The organism is Sphingomonas sp. VDB2, assembly GCF_047946695.1.
Classification (GTDB): domain Bacteria; phylum Pseudomonadota; class Alphaproteobacteria; order Sphingomonadales; family Sphingomonadaceae; genus Sphingobium; species Sphingobium bisphenolicum.
The window spans coordinates 545201-562178 of sequence record NZ_CP159616.1 but is presented as its reverse complement, the minus strand read 5'-3'; the positions used below and the strand labels follow the sequence as shown (position 1 = coordinate 562178).

12 protein-coding genes and 1 pseudogene are annotated in these 16978 nt (G+C 61.4%); 8 read left to right on the top strand and 5 right to left on the bottom strand.

The window, feature by feature from the left end; translation table 11 throughout:
• The first annotated feature begins 81 nt into the window (after positions 1-81).
• The 5 genes from ABT375_RS20980 (at position 82) to bktB (ending at position 8258) form a co-directional block, all read left to right on the top strand.
• Positions 82-1161 (top strand): Rieske 2Fe-2S domain-containing protein, encoded by a 1080-nt coding sequence (locus ABT375_RS20980; protein WP_224549015.1) that lies wholly within the window; start codon positions 82-84, stop codon positions 1159-1161.
• 8 nt (positions 1162-1169) lie between these two features.
• Positions 1170-2036, top strand: a complete 867-nt coding sequence (locus ABT375_RS20975; protein WP_416465048.1) for an SDR family NAD(P)-dependent oxidoreductase — start codon at positions 1170-1172, stop codon at positions 2034-2036.
• Positions 2037-2845: 809 nt separating this feature from the next.
• Positions 2846-5107 (top strand): TonB-dependent receptor, encoded by a 2262-nt coding sequence (locus ABT375_RS20970; protein WP_416465047.1) that lies wholly within the window; start codon positions 2846-2848, stop codon positions 5105-5107.
• 213 nt (positions 5108-5320) lie between these two features.
• Positions 5321-6955, top strand: a complete 1635-nt coding sequence (locus ABT375_RS20965; protein WP_416465046.1) for a flavin-containing monooxygenase — start codon at positions 5321-5323, stop codon at positions 6953-6955.
• A gap of 121 nt (positions 6956-7076) precedes the next feature.
• Positions 7077-8258 (top strand): beta-ketothiolase BktB, encoded by a 1182-nt coding sequence (gene bktB, locus ABT375_RS20960; RefSeq protein WP_416465045.1) that lies wholly within the window; start codon positions 7077-7079, stop codon positions 8256-8258.
• 36 nt (positions 8259-8294) lie between these two features.
• On the opposite strand, the gene ABT375_RS20955 is transcribed toward bktB, so the two are convergent.
• From ABT375_RS20955 to ABT375_RS20945, 3 genes are all read right to left on the bottom strand, one after another.
• Positions 8295-9065, bottom strand: a complete 771-nt coding sequence (locus ABT375_RS20955) for an SDR family NAD(P)-dependent oxidoreductase (protein ID WP_416465044.1) — start codon at positions 9063-9065, stop codon at positions 8295-8297.
• 100 nt (positions 9066-9165) lie between these two features.
• Positions 9166-9936 (bottom strand): enoyl-CoA hydratase-related protein, encoded by a 771-nt coding sequence (locus tag ABT375_RS20950; protein ID WP_261937460.1) that lies wholly within the window; start codon positions 9934-9936, stop codon positions 9166-9168.
• Between the two features lie 22 nt (positions 9937-9958).
• Positions 9959-10705, bottom strand: coding sequence for an SDR family NAD(P)-dependent oxidoreductase (locus ABT375_RS20945; protein WP_224549008.1), 747 nt, complete (start codon positions 10703-10705; stop codon positions 9959-9961).
• A gap of 342 nt (positions 10706-11047) precedes the next feature.
• On the opposite strand from ABT375_RS20945, the gene ABT375_RS20940 reads away from it, so the two are divergent.
• From ABT375_RS20940 to ABT375_RS20930, 3 genes and pseudogenes are all read left to right on the top strand, one after another.
• Positions 11048-12130, top strand: a complete 1083-nt coding sequence (locus tag ABT375_RS20940; protein WP_224549006.1) for a zinc-binding dehydrogenase — start codon at positions 11048-11050, stop codon at positions 12128-12130.
• A gap of 12 nt (positions 12131-12142) precedes the next feature.
• A pseudogene (locus ABT375_RS20935) lies at positions 12143-13237 on the top strand (cytochrome P450); the annotation flags it as partial.
• Between the two features lie 168 nt (positions 13238-13405).
• The gene (locus ABT375_RS20930) at positions 13406-13897 is read left to right on the top strand and encodes a flavin reductase family protein (protein ID WP_224549003.1); all 492 of its coding nucleotides are present in this window, start codon (positions 13406-13408) and stop codon (positions 13895-13897) included.
• Between the two features lie 36 nt (positions 13898-13933).
• Here ABT375_RS20930 and ribB read toward each other — a convergent pair whose 3' ends face one another.
• Both ribB and ABT375_RS20920 read right to left on the bottom strand, forming a co-directional pair.
• Positions 13934-15070 (bottom strand): 3,4-dihydroxy-2-butanone-4-phosphate synthase, encoded by a 1137-nt coding sequence (gene ribB / locus ABT375_RS20925; RefSeq protein ID WP_261937457.1) that lies wholly within the window; start codon positions 15068-15070, stop codon positions 13934-13936.
• A 31-nt stretch (positions 15071-15101) separates the two neighbouring features.
• Positions 15102-16787: a class I adenylate-forming enzyme family protein gene (locus ABT375_RS20920; protein WP_416465043.1), complete on the bottom strand. Its 1686-nt coding sequence runs from the start codon at positions 16785-16787 to the stop codon at positions 15102-15104.
• Between the last annotated feature and the right edge of the window lie 191 nt (positions 16788-16978).

The following is a 16978-nucleotide window of genomic DNA, read 5'->3' as shown; positions in this document are numbered from 1 at the left end:
ATATGGCGACGATGACGCGCCATTCGCTATGGCGTGCGGGGACCATCCGTGCTACAGGATGCGGAGCGAGAGGATATATATATGGCTACGTCGTCGGATTATCGTCTGGGTGAATATGACTTCCCACGCGGCTGGTTCATGATCGGCGAAAGCGCGGAGGCGTCATCGACGCCCAGCGCGATCCGCTATTTCGGGCAGGATCTGGTCCTGTATCGCGGGCAAAGCGGCCAGCCCTATGTGGTGGAGGCCTATTGCCCGCATATGGGCGCGCATCTGGCGAAGAACACGACCAGCTATATCGTGCGCGACGGCGAGCAGGTGGAGGGCGAATCGATCCGCTGCCCTTTCCACGGCTGGCGCTACGGCCCCGACGGCCAGTGCAACCATATCCCCTATTCCGACTTCGTGCCCAAGGCGGCGAAGCTTAAAAGCTTTCCGGTGATCGAGCGCGCGGGCATATTGTGGCTGTGGCATGATCCCGAAGGGCTGGAGCCCGATTTCGATCTGCCTGACTTTGGCGGCCATTGGGACCAGCCCGGCTGGGTCCATTGGAAGGTCGACTATATGGGCGACCTCGACATCCACCCGATCGAAGTGGTCGACAATATGGCCGACTATGGCCATTTCGTCCCGATCCATGGCGCCAAGGACTTCGTCTACTTCGCCAATGAGTTCAAGGACCATGTCGTTCATCAATATTATGCCGCCGGACATCGGACATTGACACTCAATCCCGAGGACGTGCTGACCCTCGATACCTGGTATGCCGGTCCGTCGATCCTGCAGTCGGAGATGGAGGGCGCGTTCAACAGCTTCATCATGATCACCCATACCCCGATCGAGGATGGCAGGATCCGCGTCTGGCACGGGCTGATGGTGCAGGTGAATGACGGCTCCACGCCGATCACCGACGATCTGCGCGCCGCCGCGCTGGAATATCAGGAGGGCAGCCGCCTGGCCTTCGCGCAGGATGTCGAAATCTGGCAGAACAAGCGCGCCTGCCTCAACCCGTTGGTGGTTCCCAATGACGGCCCCTATGGCAAGGTTCGCCTCTGGTACAAGCAATTCTACAACCCGCGCGACCAGGCGCCGGACGCGCATAAGCGCACCAACGGCCTCTATGTGACGCTCGACAAGCGCAAGTCCAGCGCCGCGGCCTGAAGGAGAGCATGATGGAACGGAGTGAACGTCCGGTGGCGATCGTCACCGGCGCCAGCCGGGGTGCGGGCCGCGGGATCGCAGTGGCGTTGGGGGGAGCGGGCTATCGCGTCTATGTGACCGGCCGCACCGTGCGCGACGGGCAGGCGCCCTTGCCCGGCACGATCGGCGCGACGGCTGCGCAGGTGGATGCGGCCGGGGGCGAGGGCAGGGCGGTGCAGGTCGATCATGGCGATGCCGCCGCGATCGCCGCGCTGTTCGATCGCGTCGCGCAGGAAAGCGGCCGCCTCGACATCCTCGTCAACAACGTCGCGGCGCTGCACGACGACCTCGTCAAGCCTGGCCCTTTCTGGGAAAAATCGACCGATCTGGTCGGCATTCTCGATGTCGGGCTGCGCTCCCATTATCTGGCGAGCTGGCACGCGGCGCGGATGATGGTGCCGGCGAACAGCGGACTGATCGCCTTCACCTCCTCCTTCGGCTCGGTCTGCTATATGCATGGCGCGGCCTATGGCGCGCAGAAGGCGGGCGTGGACAAATTTGCCGCCGACATGGGCGTGGATTTCCGCGACACCGGCGTCACCGCGGTCGCGCTATGGATGGGGCCGCTGCTGACCGAGCGCAGCGCCCAGACCCTGTCCGATCATCCAGACCAATATGCAAAATTCATGGCGGACGCTGAAACGCCCGAGTTTAACGGGCGAGTGATTGCGGCGATCCATGATGATCCGGACCGCGATGCACTCAACGGCCAGACCTTCATCACCGCCGAAATCGCCGCGCGCTACGGCATCACCGAAAGCGGCGGGCGTACCCCGCCATCCTATCGGGCGATGCTGGGCGATCCGCGCATAGCCCATCCCGCGATCGTCGCCTGACCGGTGGGGTCATGGAGATCGCGACCCGGCCCGCGCGTCATCCGCTTCACCATGCGTGACTCGCCCAGTTTCCTGCTTGGCTGCGCCACTGGCGTGTTTGTGATGATCCTGCTCCAGAGGCTTGCAGCGGGCTAGGCGCCTGATCCCGATGGGCAATGGGATGGGGCGGTTTACATCGATCCGGCGCTTGCAGATGCGGGCGACATAAATTCCAGCAGCAAATAGCGCCGCGGCGCCATGACCAGTCCTTCCGCTCGAAAGGTGAGGATGGGGTGATGAGTGGCCTCGCCCCATTGAGGCATCGCCGACGCGCGCCCGCTTGCGCTGCCTTGGGCCTGTCGTCAGGTGGGGCCGGACCATCGGGCGAGAATCGCCAAGCTATGTTCGATCCGCAGCAGGGTCTGGCCGCGGACGCGGCCGAGCGGAAGCGGCTATCGGATCCGTCGCAACGCCATCTCGCTGGACAGGCATCTGATGCTCTTGCCCTTGCACTCCGCCGTGAAGCCGGCGCAGCCCCCGACGACTCCTCTCAATACAACCTAATTTATATTTGTTTTGCAAGACATGTGGGTATGCGGAAATCCTCGCTCGTTCGAAAATCAAAGAAGGATTTACTGGAAATGATAATTCTATAAATATCTGTTAAAAAACGATAAAATATAGATATCAGTGTAGCGGACGGCCCGTACTTTCCCATTTGCGTGCATAAACCGCCGCTGGCCACGCTTGCCGGTTGACATTTGCCTAATCAAAGTTAGTTTGAGGTTCTCAAAGATGCCTGGACGGGCACGGCAAAATGGGAGAGCGTCATGAATGGTAAGCGACAATTGGCTTGCGGCATTGCCACTATAGGGCTGTTGGCTGCGGTGCCTGCATTTGGCCAGGATGCCCCGGGGGCAGGGGACGAAGGCCAGAGCAACGAAAAAATCGCGTCCCCGGCCGACATCGTCGTCACCGCGCAACGGCGGGAACAATCCCTGTCCAAGGTTCCGGTCGCGGTCTCGGCGTTCAATGCCGATACGCTTCAGTCGCGCAACGTGGCCAGCGAGCAGGACCTTGCGGCTCTGGTCCCCGGCCTGGTGGTCAAGAGCGGCCAGAATTCCAACCAGCTCAACTTCACGCTGCGTGGCCAGACGCTCGACCCATTTTCCGGCTCAAGCCCCGCCGTTCTCACTTATATCAACGAAGCGCCGGCAACCGAAGGCAACACGTCGACGGCCTTTTTCGACTTCAGTTCCGTGCAGGTGCTCAAGGGACCGCAAGGAACGCTGTTTGGTCGCAATGCGACCGGAGGCGCAATATTGTACGAAACCACCAAGCCTGGTGATGACTTCGGCGGCTTCCTGACCGTCAAGGGAGGGCAGCGCAACTATATCCAGGTTCAGGGCGCTGTGGACATTCCTGTTTCCGATATCATCAAGGTCCGTGTCGCCGGCGACTATAACAAGCAGGACGGTTATATTCGCAATGTCAAGACCGGCAATACGCTGGGCGATACCGATTCTCTGTCCGGTCGTATCACGGTCGTGCTCGAGCCGCGGGATGGTTTCAAGATGACGACCGTCGCGCAATATAGCGATTTCGGCGGCTCGGAAGGCGCGGGCGGCCTCTATTCCTATCATAAGGTGGGCGAGGTCAATAATGGCTATGTCCTCAACAGCACGCTCGACACGCTGTACGGGACGAACAGTCCCTTCGCGCCGCTGATCGGCGATGGGCCGCGGGGCGACGGCACATGGCCAGGCGCGGTGGCGGGCTATCTGGCATGGCAGCAGGCCAACCCCTATAAGGTCTGGCTCAGCTACGACCTGCCCCACAAGGCGCACACCGCGTTCATCACCAACACCGTCGAGGCGGAAATCGGCGACGACGTCGTGCTCAAGAACATCTTCAACTATGCAGATGCCTTCGCGCGCACGCCGGGCATTCTGACAGGTTCGCCCTTCGGTTCATTGAGCCTCTATAATCGCTCCGGTCTCGGCAACGGCCCTCCCGGTGGCGAAGTGTTCAAGACCGAGCGGATTTCCAATGAGCTGCAGTTGCAGGGTAAAACCGGCGGTCTCGAATATATCCTCGGCGTGTTCTACTCCGACACCACCAAGCAGGAATATATTCCTGTCATTGTCGGCGCGGAACTGCCGACGCCGCTCGCGGACATCGCCTATAATTATCAAGTCGGGAACGAGTCGAAAGCGGTATTCGGCCAGTTGACCTATGCTGTGACCGACAAGCTGAGCGTGACGGCTGGCGGACGCTATAGCTGGGAAACGGTGAGCCTTCGCCAGAAGGCCGGAAGTCTCTTCAATCTCAGTGGCTCCACGCCTCTCAAACAGGAAGCCAAGCTCCATGATCCAAGCTGGACTTTCAATATCCAGTATCAGATCAATTCCGGCAACATGGTCTATTTCGCCCAGCGTGGCAGCTTCCGCGCCGGCGGTTTCAATGGTGCGGTCGGTCCGTTCAACAATGCCAACTTCTTCGGCAACGAAAACACCTACGACTTCGAACTGGGCTACAAGTTCAACGACTATCTGGGGTCGATGCCGACACGGATCAATCTGGCCCTCTACCGCCAGATCGTGAAACACGCCCAGCATTCCCTGTTCGTCGATCTGGGCGCAGGCCCGTCGGCCTTCACCGTCAACGTGCCTGAAAAGCGCATCCAGGGCGTGGAATTCGACGCGAACATCAAGCCGAGCGATTGGCTGGAACTGGGCATATCGGGCGCCTATACCGATGCGAAGTTCACCAAGAACATCGTTGATCTCGCGCCGCTGGGCGGGCCGATCATTCCGTTCGATACCTATTCGGACGCGCCCAAATGGGCAGGTTCGGTCTTTGCCGAGATCACCATGCCGCTGTCGGAAGACATCGGTAAGGTAAAACTGCGCACTGACGTGTTCGGCCAGACGTCCACCCATTTCTCCAACAATGAAGGCTCGATCACGCCCCGCACCAAATTGCCCGGCTATGCAACCGTCGATGTCCGGCTGAGCTGGAACGATGTTATGGGCAGTAAATTCTCGGTCGCGGCTTATGCCAAGAACCTGCTCGAACGAATTCTACTATAATTCGGGTTATGTCGAAGGCGGCAGCGGCGGTTTCAATACGGCGATCTGGGGTGAGCCCCAGACGTTCGGCGCGGAAGTGACCTACCGCTTCTGAAATCGCATCTTGGAGGGCAGGGGAAAATGGTCCCTGCCCTCCATCTCCCATGTCCAGGCACCCATCGCATATCGGTCGGCGACGTCCCATCAACCCTCGCGCCAGGAAAATCACAGGACATGCCGACTATCAGCAATCCCGATTATGACGCGGTCGTGATCGGTGCGGGCATCACCGGCATCTATCAAACCTATCTGCTCGACCAGAATGGGATGAGCGTATTGGGTGTCGATGCCGCCGGAGATGTCGGCGGTACCTGGTACTGGAACCGCTATCCGGGATGCCGACTGGATACGGAAAGCTACGCCTATGGCTATTTCGCGCTCAAGGGCATCATGCCCGAATGGCGATGGAGCGAGAATTTCGCAGGTCAGCCCGAAATGCTGCGTTACGTCAATGCTGCGGCCGACAAGATGGACATCCGTCGGTTCTACAAGTTCAAGACGAAGGTCTTGGCCGCGCACTATGACGATGAGACCAATGTCTGGAATGTCCGGCTGGACGACGGCACCGATCTGACCTGCCGCTATCTGATATCGGCCACCGGTCCGCTGTCGGCATCCAGCATGCCCTATTATAAGGGGCTGGACCTGTTCCGGGGCGAAGCCTTCCATTCGTCGCGCTGGCCGACAGACGCGGAAGGGAAGCCAAGGGATATCGACTTTGCCGGCAAGCGCGTCGGCGTGATCGGCACCGGCGCCACCGGCGTCCAGATCATTCCCATCGTCGCGGAAACGGCACAGGAACTGTTCGTCTTCCAGCGCACGCCCAACTGGTGCACGCCGCTTGGCAATTCGGCTCTGAGCGACGCGGAAATGGATCTCATCAAATCGCGTTTCCCCACCATACTCGAATATGTGAAGACGACGCCCACCGCCTTCCCCTATCATCGCGATACGCGCAAAACATCCGAAGTCCCGGAAAAGGAGCGAAGCGCATTTTTTGAAATGCTTTATGATCGTCCCGGCTATGGCATCTGGCTGAGCAGCTTTCGCGACCTGTTGCTGAGCAAGGAATCGAACAAGATATTGGCGGATTTTGTCGCCGACAAGATCAGGCAGCGGGTCAATGATCCGGAAGTGGCCGAAAAGCTCATTCCGGTCGACCATCCATTCGGTGCGAAGCGCGTGCCCATGGAAACCAACTATTATGAAAGCTACAACCAGTCCAACGTCCATCTGGTCGACATAAAGACGACGCCCATCGACGAGTTCGTCGCACGCGGCGCAAAGATCGACGGCCAGATCTATGATCTGGACGTCATCATCTTTGCGACCGGATTCGATGGCATAACCGGATCGCTCGACCGGATCGATATCCGTGGTCAGGACGGCCTGCGTCTGGTCGACGCCTGGGCCGATGGCCCTTCCACCTATCTGGGGCTCCAGGCTCGCGGATTTCCCAATTTCTATACGCTGGTCGGCCCGCACAATGGTTCGGCCTTTTGCAATGTCGGGGTGTGCGGCGCGCTGCAGGCCGAATGGGTCACGCAGATGCTATGCTATATGAAGGCTGGCAACTATAGCCGTTCGCAGCCCTCGCAGGCAGCCGAAAAACAGTGGACCGACGCGGTCTATGCGGATTTTGCCAGGACGCTGATGGCCGACACCAATGCCTGGTGGGTGAAGGTGACGCACAAGCCGGATGGCACCACCGTGCGCCGCACCCTCGTCTATGTCGGTGGTGGCCCGGAATATCGCAAGCGTTGCGAGGAGGTCGCCTATGGCGGCTATGAGGGTTTCGAACTTGCATGATGCGGGCCGGTTGCGGCTTGCACATATGCCGCATCGACGGCTATCCACGCGGCCATAGCGGACACCACCGATCACATGATGTTCGCCGCCTGTATCTCGTTACCCAGTTTAAGGAGCGCTTATGACACCTGCATATATTCTGGCGGGCGTTCGTACTGCGATAGGCGACTTTGGCGGTAGCCTGAAGGATTATCCGCCGGCGAAACTGGGCGCCGCGGTCATAGCCGAAGCGATCGCACGGTCCGGTGTCGCGGCCGATCAGATCGGCCATGTCGTCATGGGCAACGTCATCCCCAGCGAACCCAAGGACGCCTATCTGGCGCGGGTGGCTGCGGTCGAAGCCGGCATTCCGATCGAGGCGCCCGCCCTCACGCTGAACCGGCTATGCGGTTCGGGCGTTCAGGCAATCATCTCCGCCGCGCAGATGCTGGCCCTGGGTGAATGCGATTTCGCTGTCGCCGGTGGCGCGGAATCGATGACCCGGTCCCCGCACCATGTCGCCGCGGCCCGGTTCGGGCAGAAGATGGGCGACGTCAAGATGGTCGATGCCCTGATCGCGGTGTTGAGCGACCCGTTCGAAGGCATGCATATGGGCGTGACTGCTGAAAATGTGGCCGCAGATCATGCCATCTCGCGCGAGGATCAGGATCGCCTGGCCGTCGAAAGCCACTACCGGGCGACCCGTGCCCAGCGCGAAGGACGCTTTTCGTCGCAAATCCTGCCGATCACGGTCAAGGATCGGAAAGGGACGAGGCTGTTCGACACCGACGAGCATGTTCGCGCGGATGCCAGCGCAGAACAGCTTGCCGGTCTGAAGCCCGCCTTCAAGGCGGACGGTACCGTAACCGCCGGCAATGCTTCGGGGATCAACGACGGTGCTGCCGCCCTGGTTCTCGCGTCGCAGGCGGCCGTGGACGCAGGCAATCTGAGACCGCTGGCCCGGATCGTCGCATGGGGTCATGCCGGCGTGCAACCGGACCGCATGGGCATCGGCCCGGTCAAGGCCGTTCCCATCGCGCTTGAGCGGGCGGGTCTTACCCTCGACCAGATGGATGTGATCGAATCGAACGAAGCCTTCGCGGCCCAGGCCTGCGCCGTCGCCAAAGTCCTGAAATTCGATCCGGCGAAGGTCAATCCGAACGGGTCCGGCGTGGCTCTGGGTCATCCGGTCGGTGCGACCGGCGCGATATTGACCGTCAAGGCGATTTACGAACTGGAGCGCATCAAGGGCCGCTACGGCTTGATCACCATGTGTATCGGCGGCGGACAGGGCATCGCCATGGTGGTAGAGCGCATGGCATAGCCCGTCCGGTAGCGTGCCTGTCGATCCCCGTCGGGATTACCGAACGGATATCAGTCCGCCATCGACCGGGATGAGTTGCCCGGTGATGAAGCGGGCGCCATCGCTGGCCAGGAACAGCAGCACCGGGGCCAGATCCGTGTCGGCATCACCGAATTTCCCGCCCAGCGGGATTTGCTCGGCGGTCGCCTTGTCATGGGCGGCCAGGTCTTCCGGGGACAAGGCGTCGCGAAAGCGCGCGTACATCGGCGTCACTATATAGGGCAGCACCGCATTCATGCGAATGTTCCTTTTGCCCCATTCGCGCGCGACGCTGCGGGTCCAGGCGTGGACCGCCGCCTTGGATGCGCCATAGACGGCATTGTTGATTTCGGCGGTCAGGCCGGATTCCGACCCGAAATTGATGATCGAGCCACCTTGCGGCATGTGCCGATAGGCGGCGCCATTGGTATAGATGGTGCCGTTCACATTGACGTTGAAAAGCCAGGCCAGCGTCTCGTCAGGGACGTCATGCGTGGGGGCATGGCGATGGACGCCCGCGATATGGGCCAGCACATCAAGGCCCCCCAGTCGCGCTGCGGCCGCATCGAAAGCGGCGTCGACTTCCGCGCGATCGCCTACGTCACATCTGATGAAGAAAGCGGCGCCTGGCCCTTTGGCGGTTGCGCTGGCGGCGATCGCCTCCCCCTGCGTCACGTCGATGTCCATCGCGACGACCTGCGCGCCGGCTGCGACATAGGCGCGAAGGGCGGATGCCCCGATGCCCTGCGCCGCGCCGGTCACGATGATCTTCTTGCCGTGCAGTTCCATATGAGTAGCACCTTTCTTCAAGCAGCAGCGCTGCAACGGATTTTCCATCGGGGCTATGTCCGCGACCAGGGGAGGGGCGCCGCGCATCGACTCGCGCGCGTCACCGGCCCCGCCACCTCGGCACGCGCTTTTCCTTCCAGGCCGAAGCGGCTTCGACGCAATCTTCCGTCGCGGCATAGGCATCGATGAGCGGATAGCGTCGTTCGAGCGCGTCCCTCAGCCCATGTTCCAGACCCAACATAGCGGCTTGCTTGCCGCCCTGGGATACCAGGGGTGCGCAGGCGAGGAGCTTCTCGCTCCACCGTTCGGTCGCGGCCGCAAGATCGGCCATCGGCGCGGTCTCATTGACCAGGCCGAATTGCAGGGCGCGGGCGGCATCGAGCGGTTCACTCGCCATGATCATCGCCAACGCGACATGGTGGGGCAGTTGACGGATGGCGCGATGCACGACCCCGCAATGGTCGATGAATCCCGCCCGCGCTTCTGGCAAGCGGAATTGGGTATCGTCCGCTGCAATCAGGATATCGGCGCACATCGCCAGTTCGAAGCCAAGGCCAAGGACATGGCCGTGGACCGCTGCAATCAATGGTTTCTGCAACGGTATCAGCCGGCCGCCGATGCCAGTCAGCCCGCCGCCGAAAGAACGCCCGTCTTCTCCCGCGGGCGGGTTCGAGATATCGGCGCCTGCGCAAAAGGCCCGGTCGCCTGCACCTGTAAGAACCGCGAGCTGAATATCAGGATCGCTGTCGATCCGCGCCCATGCGCGGGCCAACGCTGCGTCCATCTCCGCATCGATCGCGTTGAGGGCCGCAGGCCGATTGAGGCGAACCTCGGCCAGCTTTCCCCGGACCTCAAATGCGATCGATGCCATGAGCTTTGGCTCCGTCCGGCGCTCAATGCGCCAACATGCCGGCATCGACGAGATGTTCGGACCCGGTGATGTAAGAGGATTCATCGGAGGCCAGGAACAGGACGAGGTTTGAAACCTCGATCGGCTCGGCGATGCGACCCAGCGGAATCTGGGCAAGCGCTTCACCGCCGACCTCATCGGTCGCCTCGACCATCATTGGCGTCTGGATGAAGCCGGGATGGACGGAATTCACCCGGATATTATGTTTCCCATATTCCATCGCCGTCGCCTTGGTCATGCCGCGCACCGCGAATTTGCTCGCGACATAGGCCAGGCTGGGGAAGCCGTAGTTCGCGGCCATTCCCGCGATCGAGGATATGTTGACGATGGACCCGCGTCCGGCTTTGACCATCACCGGCAGCACCGCCTTCATGCCGTAGAAGACGGAATGCTGGTTGATCGCGCACACCTGATCATAGCCGTCTTCGGTCAGGTCGACGGTGGTCGCCATCGGCCCCAATATGCCGGCATTGTTGACCAGAATGTCGATCGTGCCACGGCTGTTCACGGCGGCCGCGATGACATCGTTCCATGATTCCGGCTGGGTGACGTCATGGACGACGAACGTCGCCGCTTCGCCAAGCTCGGCGGCCAGCGCTTCGCCGCCTTCGACATTGCGATCGGTCAGGATGACGTTGGCGCCCTCCTGCACGAACAGGCGGGCGTGTGATGCCCCCATGCCGCGCGCCGCGCCCGTGATGATGGCGGTTTTTCCCGTGAGGCGACCCATATTCTCTCCTATGCCCAGCCGTTTGGCGTTAACCTAATTTTCGTTATACAAAACGCCACGTGACCGGAAAGTCAAGGACCACCTGCATGTCGCTCCCTTTCTCCGCGCATGATGCTGGACAAGAACATATATTTAAATCAATAAAAACAATGATATAAATTTATTATGCCTGCCACTACATTCTGGATAATGCCCAAGCCGGGATGTGTCGAAAGAATTTGCTGTTGCATAGTTTATCTAATTTCGATTAGTTTGATATATCGCAGGCTTGAGCAAGCCGGGCGGACGCCGTCATAGCGAGATGGCGGGGACAAAATCGGGTCGTTATCGAGAGGATAGGCCATGTACGGCAAAGCCGCAGTGCTCGTTGAAAAGAACCGACTCGAAACATGGGATGTCGAAGTCCATGCGCCCGAACCGGGCGGCGCGCTCGTTCGTACGATATTGGGTGGCGTATGCGGCAGCGACGTTCATATCCTGACCGGCGAAGCTGGCGAGATGCCCTTCCCGATCATTCTGGGACATGAAGGCGTCGGTGAGATCACCCAGTTGGGCGCCGGCGTCTCCACCGATTATGCGGGCGTCCCCGTCAAGGCCGGCGATCTGGTCATCTGGTCGCCGATCGCGCTGTGCCATCGCTGCTATTCCTGCACCGTGCTGGAGCAGACGCCATGCGAGAACAGCCAATATTTCGAGGATGCCGCCAAGCCCAACTGGGGCAGCTATGCCGACTATGCATGGCTGCCCAACAACATGCCCTTCTATCGCCTGCCCGACGGCGCGCAGCCTGAAGCGATCGCGGCGCTCGGCTGTGCGCTGCCAACCGTCCTGCGGGGGTTCGACCGTTGCGGCCCGGTTCGCTTCGGCGATTCGGTGGTCGTCCAGGGCGCGGGGCCGGTCGGCCTGTCCGCCGTCCTCGTCGCGGCGCAGGCCGGCGCGCGCGAGATCATCGTCATCGACGGCGCACAAGCCCGTCTGGACGCGGCCATGACATTGGGCGCGACTGCGACCGTATCGCTCAGCCTGGCGCCCGACGAGCGCAAGCGCATGATCTACGACCGGATCGGCAAACAGGGGCCGGACATCGTCATAGAGGCGGCGGGTGCGCTGCCCGCCTTCCCGGAGGGCGTGGACATCAGCGGCATCCATAGCCGCTACATCATATTGGGCCTGTGGGGTGCGATCGGCACGCAACCCATCTCCCCGCGCGACCTGACGCTGAAAAACCTGACCATCGGCGGCGCCTCCTTCCCGGCCCCCAAAAACTATTATCAAGGGATGCAGTTTGCGGCGCGGGTGCAGAACCAGGTGCCGCTTGCCGCACTGGTCAGCCATCGCTTCGGCATCGGCCAGGCGGCTGAGGCCCTTACCGTCACAAAAAATGGCGTCGCCACCAAGGCCGTCATCGATCCCACCATCAGCTGAAAGGACGCCGGCATGACCGTCGATACGATCGCCCCGCCATCCGCCAAGCACCGGATGCCAATTCCCGATTATGTGCCCGCGCCACTGGTGCGCGATATCGACATCTACGATCTGGATGGCATCGAGGAGGGCGTGCATGAAGCCTGGAAGAAGGTGCAGCAGCCCGATACCCCACCGCTGGTCTGGACGCCTTTTACCGGCGGTCACTGGATCGCGACGCGCGGCACGCTGATCGATGAAATCTATCGCAGTCCCGACCGTTTTTCGAGCCGGGTCATCTGGGTGCCGCGCGAAGCCGGCGAGGCCTATGACATGGTGCCCACCAAGATGGACCCGCCCGAACATACGCCCTATCGCAAGGCGATCGACAAGGGGCTGAACCTGGCCCAGATTCGCAAGGTCGAAAGCGATGTGCGGGCCGTCGCGATCGACCTGATCGAGGGGTTTGCAGCACAGGGCCATTGCGACTTCGCCAGGGATTTCGCCAACATCTTCCCGGTCAAGGTCTTCCTGGCGCTTGCTGGCCTGCCGATGGAGGATGCCGCAGGTCTTAATGCGCTGGCCAAGGAAATGACCCGTCCATCCGGGAATACGCCCGAAGAACAGGGGCGATCCTTGCGAGAGGCGAATGCGGGCTTCTTCGCCTATGTGGCGCCCATCATCGCGCAGCGGCGCGGCGGCACGGGCACCGACCTCATCACGCAGATGGTGAACAGCGAAATCAACGGTGCGCCGATGCCCGAGGACAAGATGCTCGGCCTCGTCTCGCTGCTGTTGCTGGGCGGGCTCGATACCGTCGTCAACTTCCTCAGCTTCATGATGATCTACCTCGCCCGCCATCCCGAGACGGTCGAGGAGATGATCGCCGATCCGATGAAACTTCAGCGCGGCGTGGAAGAGATGTTCCGTCGCTTCGCCGTCGTATCCGATGCGCGCTATGTGGTGGAGGATATGGAATATTACGGTACGCAGCTCAGGGCGGGCGATCTGATCCTGCTGCCCACGGCGTTGCACGGCCTGGACGATAGCCAGCATGACGACCCCATGAAGGTCGATCTGTCCCGCCGCAACGTCGCGCATTCGACGTTCGCGCAGGGGCCGCATCGTTGTGCGGGTATGCATCTGGCGCGCATGGAAGTGCTGGTCATGTTGCAGGAATGGCTGGCCCGCATTCCGCATTTTGCTCTGGAGGAAGGCGCGGCGCCCGTCTATCATGCCGGAATCGTATCGGCCGTTCGAAAATATCCCGCTGGTCTGGAAGGTTTGAAGAAGAGCATGTCCATAGTCGCCGACGCCGCCACTTTCCGGCAGATATTGGGCCATTATCCGACTGGCGTGTGCGCTATTACCGCGACGCAGCGGGACGGGACGCCTGCCGCGATGATCGTCGGGTCGTTCACGTCCGTGTCGCTCGATCCGCCTTTGGTCGCCTTCTTCCCGGACAAGGCGTCATCCAGTTGGCCCAAGATAGAAGCCTGCGGCGGATTTTGCGTGAATGTGCTGGCCGACGATCAGGAGGGCCTTTGCCGGACGCTGGCGTCCAAAGACCCGGCCAAATTTGACGGGGTGCCGCATCATCTGTCGGCGCGTGGCGCACCGATATTGGACGGCGCTCTGGCCTGGATCGACTGTTCCTTCCATGCGATCCACGAGGCCGGCGATCATTATATCGCCGTCGGCGAAGTCCATGCCCTCGATATCCACCATCCCGGCGCGCCCTTGTTGTTCCACAAGGGCCGATACGGGAAAGTTTCGCCTCTGTTGTGACGCTGCGAGCGAGGGCGACGAAAGCCGCCCTCCGTTTCAATCGGCCACTATGTGCGCGGTCGCGTCGTCGGTATCGCGCAGAGGCATTCGATCGACCACCGTCAGGCCAAACCCTTCGAGCGCAGCCAGCTTCGCTTTGCTCGATGTCAGCAACGTCATCTGCCGTACGCCCAGGTCCAGCAATATCTGCGCGCCTATGCCATAATCGCGCGTGGCATGGGTCTCATGATAGCTTTTGCGCCCGCCCTCGATCCGCTTCGAGATGGAGTCCGGGCTGGGATCGCGCACGAACACCGCGACTGCCTGACCCTCGTGCGCGGCAATCGCCTTGAGCGCTTGCGGCACATAGTCGGGATGCGCCTGGGACCATCCGAGCATGTCCGTCGCGATATCGACCTGATGCACGCGGACCAGCGTATCGCGGTCCGGCCGGACCTCGCCCTTGACCAAGGCGACATGCTCGCCGCCATCCACCAGATTGCGATAGACATGGATGGTCAGGTCGCCACCGTAGAAACTGTGGAAAGGCGCGCTCGCGACCCGTTCGACCAGCTTTTCGAACCGTCGCCGGTGGGCGATCAGGTCGGCGATCGTGCCCACCTTCAACCCATGTTCCTGGGCGAAGACGAGCAGTTCGGGCAGGCGCGCCATGCTGCCATCGTCATTCATGACTTCGCAGATGACCCCGGCCGGGGTCAGCCCGGCAAGGCGGGAGATGTCCACGGCTGCCTCGGTATGGCCGGCCCGCACCAGCACGCCGCCGTCGCGCGCGGTCAGCGGGAAGACATGCCCCGGCGACACGATGTCCGACGGGGTTTTGGTCGGATCGACCGCCACGGCGATGGTGTGTGCACGGTCCTGCGCGGAAATGCCGGTGGTGACGCCTTCGCGCGCCTCGATCGATATGGTGAAGGCGGTGCCGTGCCCCGACTGGTTGTTGACGGCCATGGGCGGCAGTTTGAGCTGATCGGCCCGTGATTTGGTCATCGCCAGGCAGATCAGGCCACGCGCATGTTTGGCCATGAAGTTGATCTGGCGCGGTGTCGCGAACTGGGCGGGGATGATGACGTCGCCTTCATTCTCGCGATCGTCGGCATCGACCAGAATATAGGGCAGCCCGTTTATCGCGTCCTGAATAATGTCCTCTATGGACGAAATGCCTTCGCTACTCATCGATCCGTCTTTCCATATTCTGGCGGCGCGTTCAGGCCGCGCCCCGTTGTGCGGCGATGTGGGCCAGCGCCATCTCTTTCAAAATATTCTTCTGGACCTTGCCCGTGCCGGTTTTTGGCAAGTCCCCCTCCGCGATGAACCAGATGTCGCGCGGTAGCTTGTATCCGGCGACCTGCGGCTTCAGCCAGGCCAGAATGTCGTCCTTTGACACGGCCTGGCCTTCGATGCGGACGATCCACGCGCAGCCGCACTCGCCCCAGCGATCGTCCGGCATCCCGATGAAGAAGGCCTGGCCGATCGCGGGATGGGTGGTGACGAGCTGCTCCAGTTCCTTTGGCGACACCAGCTCGCCGCGGCTCTTGTACAATTCCTTCGATCGTCCGGTCAGGAACAGGTTGCCGTCCGGCCGGAACTGTCCCAGATCGCCCGTGCGCAGCCAGCCGCCGGGCAGAAACAGCTTTGCCGTGTCTTCCGGTCGGCGAAAATAGCCCAGGCTGTTCATCGGACCGCGCGTGCAGAGCTCGCCCGCGACGCCCGGTGGCAGATCGGCTCCGGTGACGGGATCGATGGTCTTGAACTCGCAGATACGGCCGTCCTGCTCCGCGATACCGGCGACGCCCGCCTGCACGATGCAGCCCTGCGTCTCGGCAACGATGTCGATCGGATCACCCGGCTGGGTGCAGACGATCGTCGCCGTCGCTTCGGTCTGGCCGTAGCTGGTGAAAATTTCGCGGCATCCCAATGTCTCCTGTATGTCCCGCCACACCCAGCTTGGGGTCGGCGCCGCCGCGCTGTGGACGGCGGTGAGCGAGCCGAGGTCGTAGGATTTGACTTTCGCCTGCTCCATCATCGCGATCGTCATGGTGGGCACGCCCATCAGATAGGTGGCGCGATGGCGTTCCGTCGCCGTCAGCAGCGCATCGGCATCGAAACGGAGCAGGGGGACGATCGATCCCCCGACGATCATGCCCGACAGCAGGCCGACGACCAGGCCGAAGCCATGATAGAGCGGCAGCGAGAATACGGCGCGCCGCCCCTCTTCGAAGGCCTGATGATAAGCGCCGGCATAGGCCGCCCGCAACAGATTGTCATGGGTCTGCATGACCCCTTTCGGTGATCCGGTGGTGCCTGACGTGAACATGATGACGGCCGGATCATGTGGTTCGGCGCCCTTTGCCGGCAAAGGGCCAACGGGCAGGGCGGCGAGAAACTCCTGTGGGGCTTCTGCGTCATAGACCAGCCCGCCGCGCAATTCCGGTAAGGCGGCGCACGCGCCACTCCGCCAGCCCGGCGCCTGGGCGTCGAGCTCCAGATCGTAGCGGCGCGACCCGAAGCGCGCCATGCTGATGAGGAAATTGCAGCCGGCTTCCCGAACGGCATATTCCAGATCCCTGGGGGCATAGAGGGTATTGATCGCCACAGCGACTCCGCCTGTCCGCCAGATCGCGAACATCAGCGATACCGTAATCGGATAATTGGCCAGCAGCAGCCCGACCCGGTCGCCCCGGCAGATGCCAAGCGCGGACAGTGCTGCGGCGAACCGTTCCGCCTGCATGTGGACCGTGGCATAATCGAGCGTTTCGGCATCGGTGATGACGAGGGGCTTCGCAGCGAAATGGCGCTGCGCGTGCGCCAGATAGGCGTCCAGCGTCGTCTCTTCCCACACGGGGTGCCGATCGGACATCGCCCGTCGCCGTTCTGCTATGGCCTCGATCACCGGGGCATCTCCTCTACCTAATATCAATTAATATGCCGTCTGCGTCGGTTTGCGTCAAGCATGGTTCCCATTTCAATTGCGCACGCGCGCAGGAATCCATCCGTCGAAAATCGGCGTTAATTATTATAAATAACTGATATCAAATGATATAAATCTTTTGAAAGAATTTGATCATAGGGCCTGATGTCGGA